15 protein-coding genes, 2 tRNA genes and 2 rRNA genes (1 of these 19 cut by a window edge) are annotated in these 19,011 nt (G+C 66.2%); 5 read left to right on the top strand and 14 right to left on the bottom strand.

Features of this window, described 5'->3' with window-relative positions:
* The first annotated feature begins 10 nt into the window (after nt 1-10).
* Nucleotides 11-1,078, top strand: coding sequence for an MBL fold metallo-hydrolase (locus G9Q37_RS19125; RefSeq protein WP_166229764.1), 1,068 nt, complete (start codon nt 11-13; stop codon nt 1,076-1,078).
* Here the strand turns inward: G9Q37_RS19125 and G9Q37_RS19120 are convergent, their stop codons facing one another.
* From G9Q37_RS19120 to G9Q37_RS19080, 9 genes are all read right to left on the bottom strand, one after another.
* Nucleotides 1,079-1,960: a M48 family metallopeptidase gene (locus G9Q37_RS19120; protein WP_166229762.1), complete on the bottom strand. Its 882-nt coding sequence runs from the start codon at nt 1,958-1,960 to the stop codon at nt 1,079-1,081.
* 5 nt (nt 1,961-1,965) lie between these two features.
* Nucleotides 1,966-2,709, bottom strand: coding sequence for a lysophospholipid acyltransferase family protein (locus tag G9Q37_RS19115; RefSeq protein ID WP_166229760.1), 744 nt, complete (start codon nt 2,707-2,709; stop codon nt 1,966-1,968).
* Entirely contained in the window at nt 2,706-3,284 is a 579-nt protein-coding gene (gmhB, locus tag G9Q37_RS19110; RefSeq protein WP_166229759.1) for a D-glycero-beta-D-manno-heptose 1,7-bisphosphate 7-phosphatase, read from the bottom strand. The genes G9Q37_RS19115 and gmhB overlap by 4 nt, the downstream gene beginning before the upstream one ends.
* A gap of 7 nt (nt 3,285-3,291) precedes the next feature.
* Entirely contained in the window at nt 3,292-5,412 is a 2,121-nt protein-coding gene (glyS, locus tag G9Q37_RS19105; RefSeq protein WP_166229757.1) for a glycine--tRNA ligase subunit beta, read from the bottom strand.
* A 20-nt stretch (nt 5,413-5,432) separates the two neighbouring features.
* Nucleotides 5,433-6,338 (bottom strand): glycine--tRNA ligase subunit alpha, encoded by a 906-nt coding sequence (gene glyQ / locus G9Q37_RS19100; protein ID WP_166231506.1) that lies wholly within the window; start codon nt 6,336-6,338, stop codon nt 5,433-5,435.
* A 130-nt stretch (nt 6,339-6,468) separates the two neighbouring features.
* Nucleotides 6,469-8,274, bottom strand: a complete 1,806-nt coding sequence (lnt, locus tag G9Q37_RS19095) for an apolipoprotein N-acyltransferase (RefSeq protein WP_166231503.1) — start codon at nt 8,272-8,274, stop codon at nt 6,469-6,471.
* Between the two features lie 68 nt (nt 8,275-8,342).
* Nucleotides 8,343-9,209, bottom strand: coding sequence for an HlyC/CorC family transporter (locus tag G9Q37_RS19090; RefSeq protein WP_205710679.1), 867 nt, complete (start codon nt 9,207-9,209; stop codon nt 8,343-8,345).
* Nucleotides 9,210-9,309: 100 nt separating this feature from the next.
* Nucleotides 9,310-9,984: a GNAT family N-acetyltransferase gene (locus G9Q37_RS19085; protein WP_166229755.1), complete on the bottom strand. Its 675-nt coding sequence runs from the start codon at nt 9,982-9,984 to the stop codon at nt 9,310-9,312.
* An 84-nt stretch (nt 9,985-10,068) separates the two neighbouring features.
* Nucleotides 10,069-10,542: an Lrp/AsnC family transcriptional regulator gene (locus G9Q37_RS19080; RefSeq protein ID WP_166229753.1), complete on the bottom strand. Its 474-nt coding sequence runs from the start codon at nt 10,540-10,542 to the stop codon at nt 10,069-10,071.
* Nucleotides 10,543-10,660: 118 nt separating this feature from the next.
* Between G9Q37_RS19080 and hppD the strand changes: the two genes are divergently transcribed.
* Together hppD and phhA are read left to right on the top strand one after the other, a co-directional pair.
* On the top strand, nt 10,661-11,782 hold the full coding sequence (hppD, locus tag G9Q37_RS19075) for a 4-hydroxyphenylpyruvate dioxygenase (RefSeq protein ID WP_166229751.1): 1,122 nt from the start codon (nt 10,661-10,663) through the stop codon (nt 11,780-11,782).
* A gap of 12 nt (nt 11,783-11,794) precedes the next feature.
* Nucleotides 11,795-12,649, top strand: coding sequence for a phenylalanine 4-monooxygenase (gene phhA, locus G9Q37_RS19070; RefSeq protein WP_166229749.1), 855 nt, complete (start codon nt 11,795-11,797; stop codon nt 12,647-12,649).
* On the opposite strand, the gene G9Q37_RS19065 is transcribed toward phhA, so the two are convergent.
* Nucleotides 12,571-13,554, bottom strand: coding sequence for an esterase/lipase family protein (locus G9Q37_RS19065; RefSeq protein ID WP_240936434.1), 984 nt, complete (start codon nt 13,552-13,554; stop codon nt 12,571-12,573). The genes phhA and G9Q37_RS19065 overlap by 79 nt on opposite strands.
* A gap of 64 nt (nt 13,555-13,618) precedes the next feature.
* Between G9Q37_RS19065 and G9Q37_RS19060 the strand changes: the two genes are divergently transcribed.
* Together G9Q37_RS19060 and G9Q37_RS19055 are read left to right on the top strand one after the other, a co-directional pair.
* Nucleotides 13,619-14,386: an FFLEELY motif protein gene (locus tag G9Q37_RS19060; RefSeq protein WP_205710678.1), complete on the top strand. Its 768-nt coding sequence runs from the start codon at nt 13,619-13,621 to the stop codon at nt 14,384-14,386.
* Nucleotides 14,383-15,339 carry an MBL fold metallo-hydrolase gene (locus G9Q37_RS19055; RefSeq protein WP_166229747.1) on the top strand — a complete coding sequence of 319 codons (957 nt, stop codon included), beginning with the start codon at nt 14,383-14,385 and terminating at the stop codon, nt 15,337-15,339. Before G9Q37_RS19060 ends, G9Q37_RS19055 begins: the two co-directional genes overlap by 4 nt.
* A gap of 76 nt (nt 15,340-15,415) precedes the next feature.
* Here the strand turns inward: G9Q37_RS19055 and rrf are convergent.
* From rrf to G9Q37_RS19035, 4 genes are all read right to left on the bottom strand, one after another.
* Nucleotides 15,416-15,528, bottom strand: a 5S ribosomal RNA gene (gene rrf, locus G9Q37_RS19050).
* Nucleotides 15,529-15,683: 155 nt separating this feature from the next.
* Nucleotides 15,684-18,557 (bottom strand): 23S ribosomal RNA (locus tag G9Q37_RS19045).
* A 343-nt stretch (nt 18,558-18,900) separates the two neighbouring features.
* Nucleotides 18,901-18,976: transfer RNA gene (locus G9Q37_RS19040), tRNA-Ala, on the bottom strand.
* 24 nt (nt 18,977-19,000) lie between these two features.
* Nucleotides 19,001-19,011, bottom strand: a tRNA-Ile gene (locus tag G9Q37_RS19035); it runs 66 nt beyond the window's last position.

The raw sequence follows: 19,011 nt of genomic DNA, 5'->3' as shown, positions 1-19,011 counted from the left end.
CCCTCGCCCCATGAGCCTATCCCGCGACCAGCTCGAAGCCCGCCTGCAGTACCCGCTGGGTGACGCCTTGCCCGAGGCCGGGCGCGCGCGGCCAGTGGCCCCGGGCGTGAAATGGGTGCGCATGGGCCTGCCCTTCGCGCTCGACCACATCAACCTCTGGTTGCTGCGCGACCGCCTCGACGGCCGCGAGGGCTGGACCGTGGTGGACTGCTGCATCGCGCGCGACGAAACGAGGGCGCAATGGGAGCAGGTGTTCGCCAACGAACTCGACGGCCTGCCCGTGCTGCGCGTGATCGTGACCCACATGCACCCCGACCACATCGGGCTGGCGCAGTGGTTGTGCGAGCGCTGGGACTGCCGCTTGTGGATCAGCAGCACCGACTACCTGATGGCCCGCCTGGGTTCGCAGACCACCACCGGCTTCGGCGGCGAGGCCGCGGCGGCCTTCTTCGCGAGCCACGGCCTCAACGACCCCGAGAGCGTGGCCAAGGTGCGTGCGCGCGCCAACTACTACCCGAGCCTGGTGCCGGGCGTGCCCGCGCAGTCGCGCCGCCTGCTCGACGGCCTGGTGGTGACCATCGGCGGGCACGGCTGGCGCTGCATCAGCGGCTACGGCCACGCGCCCGAGCACATGGCGCTGTGGTGCGAGGCGCTGGGCGTGCTGATCAGCGGCGACATGATCCTGCCGCGCATCTCGACCAACGTGAGCGTGTACGACCAGGAGCCCGAGGCCGATGCGCTCACGCTGTTCCTCGACTCGATCGACAAGTTCCTGCCGCTGCCCGAAGACACGCTGGTGCTGCCCTCGCACGGCCGGCCGTTCCGCGGCCTGCACGAGCGCATCCGGCAGCTGCACGAGCACCATGCCGAGCGGCTCGCCGAGGTGATGGCCGCCTGCCGCGAGAAGCCCTGCAGCGCGAACGACGTGCTGCCGGTGCTGTTCCCGCGCGCGCTCGACCTGCACCAGACCACGTTCGCGATGGGCGAAGCGGTGGCGCACCTGCACCGCCTGTGGCACGCGGGCGCGTTGCAGCGCAGCCGCGACGACCAGGGCGTGTGGCGCTTCAAAGCGGCCTGATCAATCCTCGCCCAGCGGCAGCGCCGAGGCCTTGAGCGCGCGGCGGCGTTCGAGGTGGTCGGGCATGACGCTGGCCACCACATCCCAGAAGCGCGGGCTGTGGTCCATGTGGCGCAGGTGGCTGAGCTCGTGCACCACCACGTAGTCGACCATGTCGAGCGAGAGGTGGATGAGCCGCCAGTTCAGGCGGATGCGGCCATCGGCGCTCGCGCTGCCCCAGCGCGTGTCGGCATTGGAGAGCGACAGCCGCGTCCATTGCACGCCGAGCCGCGGCGCGAAGTGGTTGAGCCGCTCGGTGAACACGTTGCGCGCGTGGCGCATGAGCCAGGCCTGCGCGGCGTCGCGGATCTGGCTTTCGCTGGCGTGCCGGGGCAGGCCCACGCGCAGGGTGCGCGTGGCGCTGTCGAGCGCGGCGCCGCGGCCCGAGAAGCCGTGCGCCGGGTCGAGCTGCAGCCGCACCGGCTCGCCGAGCAAGGGCAGCGCCACGCCGTCGGCCCAGGCGATGCGGTTGCGGGCCTGGCGCTCGGCGCGCTCGCGCGCCTCGATGAGCTTGTCGATCACCCAGCCCGCTTTTTCCTGCAGCACGGCCTCGATCTCGCCGAAGGTGCTCCAGCGCGGCGCGCGCACGCTCAGGCCTTCGGTGCCCACGCTCAAGCCGATGGTGCGGCGCTTGCCGCGCTGGAATTCGTAGCCCACCTCGCAGCCACGCAGGCGCACCAGGCGGTTGGCGCGCGGGTGGTGCCAGGTGCCGGGCTGGAACACCTCGGCCATGGGCACGGCGGGCGGCGCGGCGGCCGCGGGGCCGGGCGCCGGCGGCGCGCGCGGGGCTTCGGGCGGGTCGTCGCCGAACAGGTCGAAGGCGAGCTGCACGAAGCGCTGCATGGGCCTCAGCGGTAGGCCTCGGGGTCGAGGCGGCGCATCTCGGCCTCGATCCAGGCCTCGACCTCGCGCATGAGTTCGTCGGCGTCGCGGCCCTGGCTGGGGATGGGTTTGCCGATGGAAAAATCGACCACGCCCGGGCGCTTGAGGAAGGCCTTGCGCGGCCAGCACTTGGCCGAGGTGACGGCCACCGGGATCACGGGCGCGCCGGTGGCCACGGCCAGGCGCGTGCCCCCGGTCTTGTACTGGCCCTGCTGGCCGCGCGGGATGCGCGTGCCTTCGGGGAACATGATCACCCAGGTGCCCTGGTCGAGCAGGCGCTGGCCCTGTTCGACCACCTTGTTGAAGGCCTGCGTGCGCTTGCTGCGGTCGATGTGGATCATGTCCATGCGGCCCATGGCCCAGCCGAAGAAAGGCACGTAGAGCAGCTCCTTCTTGAACACGTAGGCCAGCGGGTGCGGCATGAGCGTGGGCATGGCAAAGGTTTCCCACGTCGACTGGTGCTTGACCAGCAGGATGGCCGGCGCGGTGCTGCCCACGGGCAGGTTCTCCATGCCCGTGACGCGGTTGCGGATGCCCAGGATCAGCGTGCCGCTGTGCACCGCCAGGCGCAGCCAGCCCACGCACATCCAGTACAGCGCGGTGCTGCTGATGAAGGGCGAGACGACGATGACCGCGAGCGCCCAGGGGATCACGGTGACCACCATGAACAGCATGTGCAGCAGCGAGCGCAAGGCGTTGACGAGGATCATGCGGCGGTCTTGGCGGCGGGAACGGGTTGGGCGAGCAGCCAGTCGGCGAAGGCGCCGAGGTCGGCGTGCACCTGGGTGCCGGGCGGCAGGCCAGGAATGGCCGCGGCCTCGTGGCCCGCGAGCCCGGCCGAGGCGCCGGTGAGCAGCAGGTGGGTGGGGCAGCCGGCGGCGGCGCCGGCCTGCACGTGGCGCAGCGAATTGCCCGCGGCGGGCACGTCGGCCAGCGGCACGCCGAAGCGCGCGCCGATCTGCAGGAACAGGCCGGGCAGCGGCTTGCGGCAGTCGCAGCGGTCTTCGGGCGCGTGCGGGCAGATGAAGATGGCCTCGACGCGCGCGCCCGCGGCCGCGAGCTGGCGGTGCATCTTCACGTGGATGGCGTTGAGCGAGGCCATGTCGAACAGGCCGCGGCCGATGCCCGACTGGTTGGTGACCAGCACCACGCGCCAGCCGCCGTGGTTGAGGCGGGCCACGGCCTCGAGCGCGCCGGGCAGCGGCTCCCACTCGTCCGGCGACGCCACCTTGTCGTCGCGGCCGCGGTTGAGCGTGCCGTCGCGGTCGAGGATGAGCAGCTTCATGCCGCGATCATGCCGCGAGTCGGGACAGATCGGCCACGCGGTTCATCGCGCGGTGCAGTTGCTGCAGCAGCGCCAGCCGGTTGGCCTTGAGCGCGGCGTCGTCGGCATTGACCATCACGCCGTCGAAGAAAGCGTCGACCGGCGCGCGCAGCGCGGCCAGGGCCTGCAGGCTCGCGGTGAAGTCGCCGGCGTCGAACTTCGCGTCGGCCGCGGGCACGGTGGTCTGCATGGCGGCGAACAGGGCCTGCTCCGCGGCCTCTTGCAGCAGGGCCTCGCTCACGGCCTCGCCCACGCCCTCGGCCTTCTTGAGGATGTTGCCGATGCGCTTGTTGGCCGCGGCGAGCGCGGGCGCTTCGGGCAGCGCGGCGAAGGTGCGCACGGCCTGCAGGCGCTTGCCCACGTCGGCCAGGCGCGCGGGGCGCAGGGCGATCACGGCGTCGACCTCCTGCGCGGTGTAGCCCTGCTCGCGCAGGCTGCCTGCGAGGCGGTCGTAGATGAAGTCGGCGAGCGCGTCGGCCGGGTCCTTGATGAGGGCGCCAAAGGCCGGCACGGCGGCGCGGATGAGCGCGCCGAGGTCGAGCGGCAGGTCCTGCTCGATCAGCATGCGCACCACGCCCAGCGCATGCCGGCGCAGCGCGAACGGGTCCTTGTCGCCCGTGGGCAGGTTGCCGATGCCGAACATGCCCACCAGGGTTTCGAGCTTGTCGGCCAGCGCCACCGCCGTGCCCACGGCGTTGCGCGGCAGCGCGTCGCCCGCGAAGCGCGGCTTGTAGTGGTCTTCGATGGCGAAGGCGATGGCCTCGCTCAGGCCGTCGTGGCGCGCGTAGTAGCCGCCCATGATGCCCTGCAGCTCGGGGAATTCGCCCACCATGTCGGTGAGCAGGTCGGTCTTGGCCAGGCGCGCGGCGGTGTCGGCCTGCTGCGCGAGCACCTCGCCGCCCAGCATCTGGCCCACCGCGCGCGCGATGGCGCGCACGCGCTCCACGCGCTCGCCCTGGGTGCCGAGCTGGTTGTGGTAGACCACCTTGCCCAGGCCCTCGACGCGCGATTCGAGCGTCTTCTTGCGGTCCTGGTCGAAGAAGAACTTGGCGTCGGCCAGGCGCGGACGCACCACGCGCTCGTTGCCGCCGATCACGGCGCTGGCGTCGGCCGGGCGGATGTTGCTGACCACCAGGAAGCGGTGCGTCAGGCGGCCCTGGGCGTCGAGCAGCGGGAAGTACTTCTGGTTGGCCTTCATCGTGAGGATGAGGCATTCCTGCGGCACGTCGAGGAACTGCTGCTCGAAGGCGCAGACCAGCACGTTGGGGCGCTCGACCAGCGCGGTGACCTCGTCGAGCAGGGCCTCGTCCTCGATGGGCCGGCAGCCGCCGCCCACCTGCGCGGCGGCCGCGGCGAGCTGGCGCGCGATCTCGGCGCGGCGCTCGGCGAAGGACGCGATCACCGCGCCCTCGCTCGCGAGCGTAGCGGCGTAGGCGTCGGCATGCGGCACCACCACCGGGTCGGCCTTGGCCTCGAAGCGGTGGCCGTGCGTGGCGTTGCCGGCCTGCAGGCCCAGCGCCTTCACGGGCACCACGCCGGCGCCGTGCAGCGCCACCAGACCGTGCGCAGGGCGCACGAACTGCACGCTGTCCCAGCCCGGCAGATCGCAGCCCGACTCGAGCTGGTAGGTCATGACCTTGGGAATGGGCAGTTGCGCGATGGCTTCGTCGAGCGCCTTCTGCAGGCCGGCCGCGAGCTCGGCGCCCGGGGCCACGCTGTCGAAGAACAGGGCCTCGGCCTTGCCGTCGGGCGCGCGGCGCAGGCCGGCCACGGCCGAGGCATCGGCACCGAGCGCACCCAGGCGCTTGAGCAGTGCGGGCGTGGGCTGGCCGCTGGCGTCCAGGCCCACGGCCACGGGCATGAGCTTTTGCGACACCGGTTTGTCGGCGGCGCGCGCGAGCACGCCCGTGACGTGCGCGCCCAGGCGGCGCGGCGACGCGAAGGCCGTCACGGTGGCGTCGGCCGGGGCCAGGCCCTGGGCCTTGAGGCTCTGGGCCAGCACCGTGGCGAAGGCGTCGCCGAGTTTCTTGAGCGCCTTGGGCGGCAGTTCTTCGACGAAGAGTTCGACGAGCAGGTTCTGTGCGGTCATCGGTGTGGGGGCTTTTCTGCTCACGCGGCCTTCTTGGGGATCTGGGCGACCCACGCGCGCGGGGCGAGCGGGAAGCCCAGGCGTTCGCGGCTCTCGTAGTAGCTCTGGGCCACGCTGCGCGCGAGGTTGCGGATGCGGCCGATGTAGGCCGCGCGCTCGGTCACGCTGATGGCGCCGCGCGCATCGAGCAGGTTGAAGCTGTGCGCGCACTTGAGCACCTGCTCGTAGGCCGGCAGCGCGAGCTGCTCGGCCATGAGGTGCTTGGCCTGCTTCTCGTGGGCGGCGAAAGCGGTGAAGAGGAAGTCGGCGTCCGAGTGCTCGAAGTTGTAGGCCGACTGCTCCTTCTCGTTCTGCAGGTACACGTCGCCGTAGCTCAGGCCTTCGGTCCAGGTGAGGTTGTAGACGTTGTCCACGCCCTGCAGGTACATGGCCAGGCGCTCCAGACCGTAGGTGATCTCGCCGGTGGCGGGCTTGCAGTCGATGCCGCCGACCTGCTGGAAGTAGGTGAACTGCGTCACCTCCATGCCGTTGAGCCAGACCTCCCAGCCCAGGCCCCAGGCGCCCAGGGTGGGGTTCTCCCAGTCGTCCTCGACGAAGCGGATGTCGTTCTTCTTGAGGTCGAAGCCCAGGGCTTCGAGCGAGCCGAGGTAGAGCTCGAGGATGTTGGCCGGCGCGGGCTTGAGCACGACCTGGTATTGGTAGTAGTGCTGCAGGCGGTTGGGGTTCTCGCCGTAGCGGCCGTCCTTGGGGCGGCGGCTGGGCTGCACGTAGGCCGCTTTCCAGGGCTCGGGGCCGATGGCGCGCAGGAAGGTCGCGGTGTGGCTGGTGCCGGCGCCGACCTCCATGTCGTAGGGCTGCAGCAGCGCACAGCCGTGCTGCGCCCAGTAGTTCTGCAGGGTGAGGATGATTTGCTGGAAGGTCAGCATGCGCATGGGCCCGCGCGAGGGCGGGCTGCCGTGTTCGATTCAGGGGGAGCGCGGCCGCAGTGGCGTCGCGCGGACAGCCGGCGATTTTACGAGGGGCGGCGGCTCAGCGCCGCCCGGCCTCTGCAGCGGCTCAGCGCCGCCGCGTGCGTCCGCCGCGGCGCCCGAGGTTGCGCAGCGAGGCGATCGCCAGCACGAGCATGCCGCAAACCAGCCACAGCGGGTTGAGGCCCCAGCGCGAGGCCCACTCGGCATAGGGCGTGAGGCCGCTGCGGCCTTCGACGGTGGCCTCGAGCCGGCCGCGCTCGAGCCGCGGCAGCGCGTGCGTGACCACGCCGCGGTGGTCGATGGCCGCGGTGGCGCCGGTGTTGGTGGCGCGCAGCATGGGTCGGCCGAACTCGAGCGCCCGCAGGCGCGATATCTGCAGGTGCTGATCGATGGCCACGGTGTCGCCGAACCAGCCGATGTTGCTGAGGTTCACGAGCACGGTGGGCGCGTTCTCGGCGCTCTCGAAGGCGGCCGCGATCTCCTCGCCGAACAGGTCTTCGTAGCAGATGTTGGGGGCGATGCGCTGGCCGGCCCAGATCCAGGGCGGCTGGGGCAGCTCGCCACGCGCGAAATCGCCCAGCGGGATGTTCATCATCTGCGTGAACCAGCGGAACAGCGGCGGGATGAATTCCCCGAAGGGCACCAGGTGGTGCTTGTCGTAGCGGTGCACCTCGCCGGCCTGCGGATCGCTCAGCGCGCGGCGCGCGGCGGCGGGCGTGATGCCCCAGGCCGAGTTGGTGTAGCCAGCCTCGTAGCTGCCCAGCGGCAGGCCGGTGAGAACGGCCACGGGCTGGGCGCCCGTCTGTTCGGCCAGCGGCCGCAGCAGGCCGCGCCAGAAGGCCGGATCGATCTGCCCCGGCAGCAGCGGCAAGGCGGTTTCGGGCGCCACCACGAGCTGCGGTCCCTGGCCCGTGGCGGCGGCGGCCACGCCCTCGAGCATCTGGCGCGGGTACCAGTCGAGCGCTTGCGCCACGCCGGTGCCGGGCACGAACTTCTGGTCCTGCGGAATGTTGCCCTGCAGCAGCCACACGCGCAGCGTGCCGGTGGACGCGGTCTTGGCCTGCCCCAGGTTGCGCCAGCGCTCGCCACCACCCAGCAGGCTCACGAGCAGCGCCGCCACCACGCAGGCACTGACCACACCACCCGCCAAGCGCCACCACGACAGGCTTCGCAACTGCAAGCCGGTCTTGGGCGTGGTGACGTAAACCCCGCCCGTGGGACGCGTGCCCACAGGCCGCACCGGCTGGCGCAACCAGGCGAGCACGCGGTGCACCACCGCGGTGAGCAGCGAGGCCAGCACATAGGCGAGGACAGCGGCCAGAAAACCCATGCCGTACACGCCCACGAGCGGCGCCCAGGGCGCCATGAGATCGACCTGGGCGTAACCGCCCGCACCCCAGGGAAAACCGGTGAAGAACTCGCCGCGCGCGAGCTCGGCGATGGTCCACACGCCCGCGAACAGCAGGGCCTGCGCGCTGCGCGCGAGCGGGGCCCAGGCGCAGAGGAAGCCGACCGCGAAGGCGTAGTACAGCGCCAGCGCCCCCGCGAGCGCAAACACCGCGAGCGCGGCCATCCACGCGGGCAGGCCGCCGTAGGTGTGCAGCGACACGAACAGCCACCAGAACGTGCCCGCGAGCCAGGCCGTGCCGAACACCCAGCCACGCCACATGGCCTGCCCCACGCGGGTGGCGAACTGCAGCGCGAACACCAGCAGCGCGAGCGAGGCGATCTGCAGGCCGCCGCTGGGCTGGCCGGGCGCGAAGCCGGGAGGGGCCCAGTCTCTGAGCGGCCAGGCGAGCGAGGCGGCCTGACCGAGGCCGCCGAGCAGGCAGACGAAGAAGAACAGCAGGCCGGCCAGGCGCGAACCGCGGCCCGGCGGGCGCCGCGTCATCGAATGGAAGCTCGAGGGCGTGTGGAGCGAACCGAAGAGGCTGCGCATGGGCCGGGGCGTGGGCGAGCTCAGGGCTCGGAGGGGATGGGCGCGACCTTGAACCACTTCACCGCGCCGCCCTTGGTGTGCAGCACGGTGAAGCGCAGGCCGTCGATTTCGTGCACCTCGCCGCGCTTGGGCACGTGGCCCATGGTGTGCGCGATCAGGCCGCCGATGGTGTCGAAGTCCTCGTCGGACAACTTCAGGCCGAAGGCCTCGTTGATGCGCTCGATCGGCGTGTCGCCGCTCACGCGCCAGGTGCTGTCGGCGAGCGCGAACACGTCGCCGGCGTCTTCGTCGACGTCGAACTCGTCCTCGATCTCGCCGACGATTTCCTCGAGCACGTCTTCGATGGTGAGCAGGCCCGCCACGCGGCCGAATTCGTCGATGACGATCGCCAGGTGGTTGCGGTTGCCGCGGAACTCGCGCAGCAGGTCGTTGAGGCCCTTGCTCTCGGGCACGAAGGTGGCCGGGCGCAGCAGCGCGCGGATGTTGAGCTCGGGCGCGCGCTGCAGCTTGAGCAGGTCTTTGGCGAGCAGGATGCCGATGATGTTCTCGCGCTCGCCTTCGTAGACCGGGAAGCGCGAGTGCGCGGTGTCGATCACGAGGTGCAGCAGTTCGTCGAACGGCGCATCGATGTCGATCATGTCCATGCGCGGGGCCGCCACCATCACGTCGCCGGCGGTCATGTCGGCGATGCGGATCACGCCCTCGAGCATCACGCGCGATTCGGCGTTGATGATGTCGTTGTCTTCCGCCTCGGCGAGGGTCTCGATCAGCTCGTCCTTGGAGTCCGGGCCGGGGTGGAGGAACTCGGCAAGTTTTTGCAGGAAACCGCGCTTGTCGGCGAGCCGCAGGCCACGCTGCGGCCCGCTACTGGGGGGGTGGTCAGCCACTGGGGAAGACGGAGGTTGGAACAGCGGGCAAGGATACCCCAAGGGCATGGCAGAACAAGCCCCCGCGCGCGCCCGGCGGCCGCTGGCGGGCGACGCCTGTTCAGTTGCGCATGCGATCGCGCGCGTCGCGCACGCCCTGGCGGATTTCCTGCAGCATGCCGATGAGACCCCAGAACTGCTTGGCCTGGGCCTTGAGGTGGTAGTCGGTGAGCGCCACCTGCTCGCTGAGCAGGGCGCTCACGCGCGAGTCGAAATCGGCCGGCGGCAGGCGCAGGTGGGCGTCGGTCTCGGAGCCCGCGCGCTCGAGCACCGCGCCCGCGTTGCGCGCGATCTTGAGCATCGCGGTGTTCTCGGACAGCGCGTGGATGAAAAGCTGGGACACCCCCTCGTTGCGCGCCTGCACCACGGCGCGCTCGAACAGGCGGCTGCCATAGCCCTTGCCGCGCGAGGTCTTGGCGACCGACACGCCGAACTCGGCGCAGCTGCGCAGCTGGGGATCGACCGAGAACGCGAGGTGCGCCATGGCGATGAGGTGCAGACGGCGGTTGAAGATGCCGAACAGCATGTCGCGCTCGAAGTTGAGCTGGTCCACGTAGCGGCGGATCTGCTCGTCGGTGGCGGCGTAGCCGAAGCGCAGGTAGCGGTCGGCGGTGTCGAGCGCGAGCAGGTGCGCCAGGATGCTGGCGCGGTGATCGATGTCGAGCGATCGGATCGGCACCGTCCCGGCATCGGGGCGCTCGTGGCCGGGGGGCGCGGCGGCGTCGGGGGAACTCATGGGTGTCGTGCGGACGGATATCGGGAAGGGCTCAGAGCATCGCGCGCGATGGGCTTGCGCGCAAGCCATCCCTGTCCGGTGCGTTCACAGCGGCAAGGCGGTGGTGCTCTTGACGCGGTCCATCACGAAGCTGGTCTTGCAGTCCTGCACGCTGGGGTGCTTGAGCAGGGTGTCCATCATGAAGCGCGAGTAGGCGGCCATGTCGGTCACCACGAGGCGCAGCTGGTAGTCCATGTCGCCCGTGAGGGCCACGCACTCCACCACTTCGGGCCAGGCCATGACGCTGGCGCGGAACTCGTCCATGGGATTGCGCTTGTTGCCCTCGGCGTGCTTTTCTAGCCGCACGCTCACGTGGGCCGTGAGGCCCAGGCCCACGGCCTCGGGCTTGAGCAGCGCCACGTAGCGCGCAATGACCCCCGCCTCTTCGAGCCGCCGCACCCGGCGCAGGACCGCGCTCGGCGACAGGCCCACGGTCTCGGCGATGTGGTCGTAGGTGGCGCGGGCGTCGGCCTGCAGGGTGCGCAAAATCGCGCGATCGAGCTTGTCCAAGGCTTCCATCGCCAGGATTTTGCAGGATTCATGCGCCCTTGACCAAAGGAACGCCCACAAACGACGGAATCGTGCCACCCTGCGCCGATACAGTGGCCCATCCGCCCGAACCCCGAAGGAGACCGCCATGAACGCCGCCTTGCCCGCTTCCGCCACCACCGCCTTCCAGGGTTGGGACAACCCCATGGGCACCGATGGCTTCGAGTTCATCGAATACGCCGCACCCGACCCCGTGGCCATGGGCGCGCTGTTCGAGCGCATGGGCTTCAAGCCGATCGCGCGGCACCGGCACAAGGCCGTGACCCTTTACCGCCAGGGCGAGATCAACTTCATCATCAACGCCGAGCCCGACAGCTTCGCGCAGCGGTTCGCGCGCCTGCACGGCCCCAGCGTGTGCGCCATCGCCTTCCGCGTCAAGGACGCCAAGGCCGCCTACGAGCGCGCGATTTCGCTGGGTGCCTGGGGCTACGCGGGCCAGGCCGGCCCGGGCGAGCTCAACATCCCGGCCATCAAGGGCATCGGCGACTCGATCATCTATTTCATCGACCGCTGGCGCGGCAAGAACGGCGCCAAGGACGGTGACATCGGCAACATCGGCTTCTACGACGTGGACTTCGAGCCGCTGCCCGGCGCCGAGCTCAACCCGGTGGGCCACGGGCTGACCTACATCGACCACCTCACGCACAACGTGCACCGCGGCCGCATGGCCGAATGGGCCGACTTCTACGAGCGGCTGTTTAACTTTCGCGAGGTGCGCTACTTCGACATCGAGGGCCAGGCCACGGGCGTGAAGAGCAAGGCGATGACCAGCCCCTGCGGCAAGATCCGCATCCCGATCAACGAAGAAGGCAACGAGAAGTCCGGCCAGATCCAGGAGTACCTGGACCGGTACCACGGCGAGGGCATTCAGCACATTGCCATGGGCTCGAGCAACCTCTACGACACGGTGGACGCGCTGCAGATGGCGGGCGTGAAGCTGCTGACCACCAGCGAGACCTACTACGAGCTGCTGCCCAAGCGCATCCCGGACCTGCAGGAAGACATCGAAGGCCTGAAGCAGCGCAACATCCTGGTGGACGGCGCGCCCGGCGAGCTGCTGCTGCAGATCTTCAGCGAGAACCAGTTGGGGCCGATCTTCTTCGAGTTCATCCAGCGCAAGGGCAACCAGGGCTTCGGCGAGGGCAACTTCAAGGCCTTGTTCGAGACCATGGAGCTCGACCAGATGCGCCGCGGCGTGCTCAAGGGCTGAAGGAAGACGACCATGGCCGTCGAACCCGTCGTCTACGGTGCCAGCGAGCGCCCGCCGCGTGGCGACTACAGCCGCGCACGCGACGACTACACCTGTGCGCAGAACTGGTCCGCCTACACCCAGGCGGACCACGACACCTACCGCCGGCTGTATGAACGGCAGAGTGCCCTGCTGTCGGGACTGGCGTCGCAAGCCTTCATCGACGCCCTTCCCTCGCTCGGCGTGCGCGACCGCATCCCGCGCTTCGACGAGATCAACGAGCGCCTCCGGCCAGCGACTGGCTGGGAGATCGTGGCGGTGCCGGGGCTCATCCCCGAACTGCCATTCTTCGAGCTGCTGGCGAGCCGCCGCTTTCCGGTGACCGACTGGATCCGAAAGCCCGAAGAGTTCGACTACGTGGTCGAGCCCGATGTTTTCCACGACCTGTTCGGCCATGTCCCGCTGCTGTTCAACCCGGTGTTTGCGGACTATGTGCAGCGCTACGGGGCGGGCGGCATCAAGGCCCACCACCTGGGCGCGGGCGAGTTGCTGTCGCGGCTCTACTGGTACACGATCGAGTTCGGGCTGATCCGCGAAGCCCAGGGCCTGCGCGCGTACGGCGCCGGCATCCTGAGTTCGTCGGGCGAGCTGCGCCACAGCGTTACGAGCCCGCGCGCGCAGCGCATCGCGCTCGACCTGGTGCGCTGCATGCGCACGCGCTACAAGATCGACGACTACCAGGCCACCTACTTCGTGATCGACAGCTTCCAGCAGCTATTTGACGTGACCGCGCCCGACTTCACCCCGATCTACGCCGCCGTGCGTTCGCTCGGCGAGTTGTCGGCCGACGCCAGCCTGGCCAGCGACTCGTCCATCACCCTGGGGTGAAACGCGAGGTCCACGTGGGCTGCGCCGGCCACGTGGCGGTTGTCGGCGCCGGGCAGCGTGGCGGTGCTGGCGGGAAAGACGATGTTGTCGGTGTTCGTGTACCAGCACAGAAAGCGCTCGTAGGCCCGGTCGCCGGCCAACGCCCGTTCGCGGCGCTCGAGTTCGCACAACCAGTCACAGCCTGGCGCCATTTGACGCCCGTTCGCCACGCGGCTGAAGTGTGCAAGCCAGGTGCCCCGGTGTGGCGACGCGATGGTGATCACGCCGCCGATGCGCTCGCGGTGGTCTGCGCGCTGGGCCAGCCAGATGCGGGCCGCGAGCCCGCCCATGCTGTGGCAGACCAGGACCGGTTTCGCTCCCGGGTTCAGCGCCTCCGCGCGCTGGACGGCGGCTTCGATCACGTCGGCATACGCGTCGATGGGGCCGAAGACCGGCTCGAGATTGACCGACACATAAGCCCGCCCTTCGGCACGCAAGCGGGCCATCCAGGGCAACCAGAACCCGCGGTTACAGACAAAGCCGTGGATGAAAACGGCCGCCGCAGCATTGGTTTGCCCCGGGATTTCTTCGTCGGGCCAAAGACGCCACCGGAACGGCTGTCGCCAGGCAAAGACCACCGGAGCGGTGTGGGACTCCTGCCACCACGCGTGCAGCCACTCGCGAAGGCCCGCGCGCGGCGCGGCGTCGCCGCGGTTGACGCGCGCGGCGATCAGCATTTCAAGACCCAGAACCCAGGCGTGCCCCGTGAGCACCAGGAACGCCAGCGCGCCACCGGCCATGGTTCGTCCCAGGGCCACGAATACGGCCGCGACGAACAACAGTGCCAGGGCGCCCAGGCTGGTGAATCGCTGCAGCGTGGCGAGGCGAGATGTGTCGGGCAGTGGGGCTGGGTGTCCATCGCTCATGGCGCAACTATCGCATTTCGGGGGATACGACCTGGTCCCGGGGATCGGGGCTAGACTGGCCGGCATGGCTTCTGCGTCGCCCTCCCTGGCCATTCGGGCCAACCTCGACCGGGTCGCCCGTTTGCGCTCGCGTGCCGCCGCGGAGGGCGAAGCGGCGGCGGTCAGCGCCATCAAGCGGCTGCAGGCGCTGCGTTTCGCGGGCACTTATGCCGACCTGACGGGCCGGCCCGATTCGCTGGCTGCCGTGCGCTTTTTCCTGGACGAGTTGTACGGCGAGCACGACTTCTCCGCGCGCGATGAGCAGTTCGGCCGCATCGCAGGCGCCCTCGAAAAGTTGTTTCCCGATGCCGTGGCGCAGTTGGCAGTGGACCTCACCGAGGTGCACGCGCTGACCGAAGTGCTGGACCACGAACTCGCGGGCCATTGGCTCGCCTTGCCCGCCACGTGGCCGGCGTCTCAGCGCTACCTCGAGGCCTGGCGTCTGAGCGGCGAACGCAGCGATCGAGAGCGGCAATTGGCGGTGGTGGGCCACATGGGTGCCGAGCTCACGCGGCTCATCCGAATGCGCTCTCTTCGCATGGGCCTGCGCATGATGCGCCGACCGGCCCACGCAGCGGGGCTCCAGGCCTTGCAGCATTTTCTGGAGGCGGGTTTTGACGCGTTCGCCGCGCTCAAGGCGCCAGAAGCCTTTCTGCAGACGATCGTGCAGCGCGAGTCGCAATGGCTCGATCTTTTGTTCGATGCCGCCCCGGATGTGACCTGTCCCCGGCTTGACAATGCATGGGGGGCCGGGCTTGCGACGGGAGGGCAGGCCTCCACAATGGCCGGATGAATTCCACGAGCGCATTGCGTCCAAAGGAGGCCGACACCTGGTTGAAATCGCTGGGCATCGTCGTGTTCGAGCGCGGCTGGCTGTCCTCGAACAACGTCTTGCTGTTGGCAGAGGACGGCGCGGCGATCGTGGACACGGGTTACGCAAGCCATGCCGATTTGACGGTCGAGCTGGTTCGCAGGGCATTGGGCCCACGGCCACTGCGGCACATTCTGAATACCCATCTGCACAGCGATCATTGCGGCGGCAATGCAGCACTTCATGCCGCGTGGCCCGATGCCCGCATCAGCATTCCGCCGGGGCTCGCCGACGCCGTTCGCGCCTGGGATCGGGTGGCCCTCACACATGAGCCAACGGGGCAAGAGTGTCCCCGGTTCGCGGCCCATGGCTTGTTGACTCCCGGCGAAACCTTCGCGCACGGTGGGCTGTACTGGGACGTGCATGCCGCAGACGGGCACGATCCGCATGCCGTGGTGCTGTTTGAGCGCGCTCACGGCGTATTGATGTCGGCGGATGCGCTGTGGGGCAACGGCTTCGGTGTCGTGTTCCCGGAGCTGGAAGGCGAGTCGGGGTTCGCCGAAGTGAGCGCCACACTTGATCTCATCGAGCGGCTGAAGCCCGAATGGGTCATCCCGGGGCATGGCCCTGTGTTCCACGGTGCTGCCGTGGGCGAGGCCATGCGCAAGGCACGCTCACGACTTGCACAGTTTGAAGCCGATCCGCGCCGTCACCGCCGGCACGCGCTCAAGGTTTTGATCAAGTTCAAGCTGCTCGAATGGCAGCGGGTCTCCCAAACCGATTTGCTCGCGTGGTTTGCGCAGTCACGCTATTTCACAAGCATCGCCAACGCAGACGGCACGGCTCCGATGGACGAAGTACTGGCAGGCCTGCTGAACGAGCTCGAACAATCGAACGCTTTGCGGCAAGAAGATGCCTTCGTTGTGAACATTTGAACGACTGCTGAAAATCGAACACGCAAAGAAGAAACCCCCAACACCATGTGGTGTTGGGGGTTGCTTGCTTATAAGAGCCTGACGATGACCTACTTTCACACGGGAATCCGCACTATCATCGGCGCAAAGGCGTTTCACTGTCCTGTTCGGGATGGGAAGGAGTGGGGCCACCTTGCTATGGTCGTCAGGCATAACGGGTTGCCTGGCTGAGGCTTGCTCAGCCAAGCGAATTCATAGAGTCGTGTGAGCTCTGCATTTGCAAAGCATCAGCGTTTATTTTGATTGCTGCCAACGATGGCATATCGTTGCATTGCTTCAAACGATGTCGATGACATCAAAGTTATAGGGTCAAGCCGCACGGGCAATTAGTACTGGTTAGCTTAACGCATTACTGCGCTTCCACACCCAGCCTATCAACGTCGTGGTCTACGACGACCCTTCAGGGGGCTCAAGGCCCCGGCAGATCTCATCTTGGAACGAGTTTCCCGCTTAGATGCTTTCAGCGGTTATCTCTTCCGCACTTAGCTACCCGGCAATGCCACTGGCGTGACAACCGGTACACCAGAGGTGCGTCCACTCCGGTCCTCTCGTACTAGGAGCAGGCTTCCTCAAATCTGCAGCGCCCACGGAAGATAGGGACCAAACTGTCTCACGACGTTTTAAACCCAGCTCACGTACCTCTTTAAATGGCGAACAGCCATACCCTTGGGACCGGCTACAGCCCCAGGATGAGATGAGCCGACATCGAGGTGCCAAACACCGCCGTCGATATGAACTCTTGGGCGGTATCAGCCTGTTATCCCCAGAGTACCTTTTATCCGTTGAGCGATGGCCCTTCCATACAGAACCACCGGATCACTATGTCCTGCTTTCGCATCTGCTCGACTTGTCAGTCTCGCAGTTAAGCACGCTTATGCCATTGCACTATTAGCACGATGTCCGACCGTACCTAGCGTACCTTCGAACTCCTCCGTTACGCTTTGGGAGGAGACCGCCCCAGTCAAACTGCCTACCATGCACTGTCCCCGACCCGGATCACGGGCCTAGGTTAGAACCTCAAACACACCAGGGTGGTATTTCAACGTTGGCTCCACCTGATCTAGCGACCAGGCTTCAAAGCCTCCCACCTATCCTACACAGATCTGTTCAAAGTCCAATACAAAGCTACAGTAAAGGTTCATGGGGTCTTTCCGTCTTTCCGCGGGGAGATTGCATCATCACAAACATTTCAACTTCGCTGAGTCTCGGGAGGAGACAGTGTGGCCATCGTTACGCCATTCGTGCAGGTCGGAACTTACCCGACAAGGAATTTCGCTACCTTAGGACCGTTATAGTTACGGCCGCCGTTTACTGGGACTTCGATCAAGAGCTTGCACCCCATCAATTAATCTTCCAGCACCGGGCAGGCGTCACACCCTATACGTCCACTTTCGTGTTTGCAGAGTGCTGTGTTTTTAATAAACAGTCGCAGCCACCTATTTTTTGCAACCCATTCGTGCTTCGATGTTCTCTACACACTACTAGGGCACACCTTCTTCCGAAGTTACGGTGTCAATTTGCCGAGTTCCTTCTCCCGAGTTCTCTCAAGCGCCTTAGAATACTCATCTCGCGCACCAGTGTCGGTTTGCGGTACGGTCGATCACAAGCTGAAGCTTAGTGGCTTTTCCTGGGACCCCTTTCAGTTACTTCGCGAGCAAGCTCGCTCGATCGACAGCCTCGGTATATGCGCGCCGGATTTGCCTAACGCGCGCCTACATCTGCCTAAACCGGGACATCCAACACCCGGATAACTTATTAAGATCCGTCCCCACATCGCACTTGTGATCGGTGCAGGAATATTGACCTGCTTGCCATCAGCTACGCATCTCTGCCTCGCCTTAGGGGCCGACTCACCCTACGCCGATGAACGTTGCGTAGGAAACCTTGCGCTTACGGCGAGCGGGCTTTTCACCCGCTTTAACGCTACTCATGTCAGCATTCGCACTTCTGATACCTCCAGCAGCCTTTACAAGCCACCTTCACAGGCTTACAGAACGCTCTCCTACCACTCGCCATTGCTGGCGAATCCGCAGCTTCGGTAACTGGCTTGAGCCCCGTTACATCTTCCGCGCAGGACGACTCGATCAGTGAGCTATTACGCTTTCTTTAAATGATGGCTGCTTCTAAGCCAACATCCTGACTGTTTTAGCCTTCCCACTTCGTTTCCCACTTAGCCAATTTTAGGGACCTTAGCTGGCGGTCTGGGTTGTTTCCCTCTTGAGTCCGGACGTTAGCACCCGGTGCTCTGTCTCCCAAGCTGTACTCATCGGTATTCGGAGTTTGCCTTGGTTTGGTAAGTCGCCATGACCCCCTAGCCAAAACAGTGCTCTACCCCCGACGGTAATACTTGAGGCACTACCTAAATAGTTTTCGGAGAGAACCAGCTATTTCCAGGTTTGTTTAGCCTTTCACCCCTATCCACAGCTCATCCGCCAGTTTTGCAACACTGGTCGGTTCGGACCTCCAGTACCTGTTACGGCACCTTCATCCTGGCCATGGATAGATCACCTGGTTTCGGGTCTACACCCAGCGACTGAATCGCCCTATTCGGACTCGGTTTCCCTGCGCCTACCCTATTCGGTTAAGCTTGCCACTGAATGTAAGTCGCTGACCCATTATACAAAAGGTACGCCGTCACCCTTGCGGGCTCCGACTTTTTGTAAGCATGCGGTTTCAGGATCTATTTCACTCCCCTCCCGGGGTTCTTTTCGCCTTTCCCTCACGGTACTTGTTCACTATCGGTCGATGATGAGTATTTAGCCTTGGAGGATGGTCCCCCCATCTTCAGACAGGATTTCACGTGTCCCGCCCTACTTTTCGCAAGCTCAGTACCACACAGGTCTTTTCGCGTACGGGGCTATCACCCACTATGGCCGCCCTTTCCAAAGCGTTCCGCTAAGTCTTGTGCTATCACTTGCAGGCTTCTCCGATTTCGCTCGCCACTACTTTCGGAATCTCGGTTGATGTCTTTTCCTCGAGCTACTGAGATGTTTCAGTTCACCCGGTTCGCCTCGCACACCTATGTATTCAGTGTGCGATACCTTTCGGTGGGTTTCCCCATTCGGAAATCTCCGGATCAAAGCTTATTTGCCAGCTCCCCGAAGCTTATCGCAGGCTATCACGTCCTTCGTCGCCTATCATCGCCAAGGCATCCACCACATGCTCTTATTCACTTGACCCTATAACTTTGATGCCTGCCCGAGCGTTGCCGCTCATGCAAGCCTCATCGCCATCCGTATCAAGCAAATGCTTGCCGGGTCTTTCACCCGGCGCGTTATGCCGTATCCAATTTGCTATCAAATTGAATATTCGTTGACGCAATCAAAATGTTGCTGATGGCACGGTGCGCACCGACCTTTACGACAGTACGCTTTCCATCAGCAACGCTGATTTCGACTCTATGAATTTTTAAAGAACAGCCGTGCAGCCACGAGGACTGCTGATTGTCGAACACAAGAACGACAACACCGAAACGCACTGCAATTGCAACGCGCTTGGGCGTGGTGTCTCACGAACAAGGAATGGTGGAGGATGACGGGATCGAACCGACGACCCCCTGCTTGCAAAGCAGGTGCTCTCCCAGCTGAGCTAATCCCCCGGATCGATGCACTCAAGCCGGCAATGGTGGGTCTG

The sequence above is a fragment of the Hydrogenophaga crocea genome, assembly GCF_011388215.1.
Taxonomy (GTDB): domain Bacteria; phylum Pseudomonadota; class Gammaproteobacteria; order Burkholderiales; family Burkholderiaceae_C; genus Hydrogenophaga; species Hydrogenophaga crocea.
The sequence above is the reverse complement of the archived record's forward strand: the minus strand, read 5'-3'. Positions and strand labels throughout refer to the sequence as shown.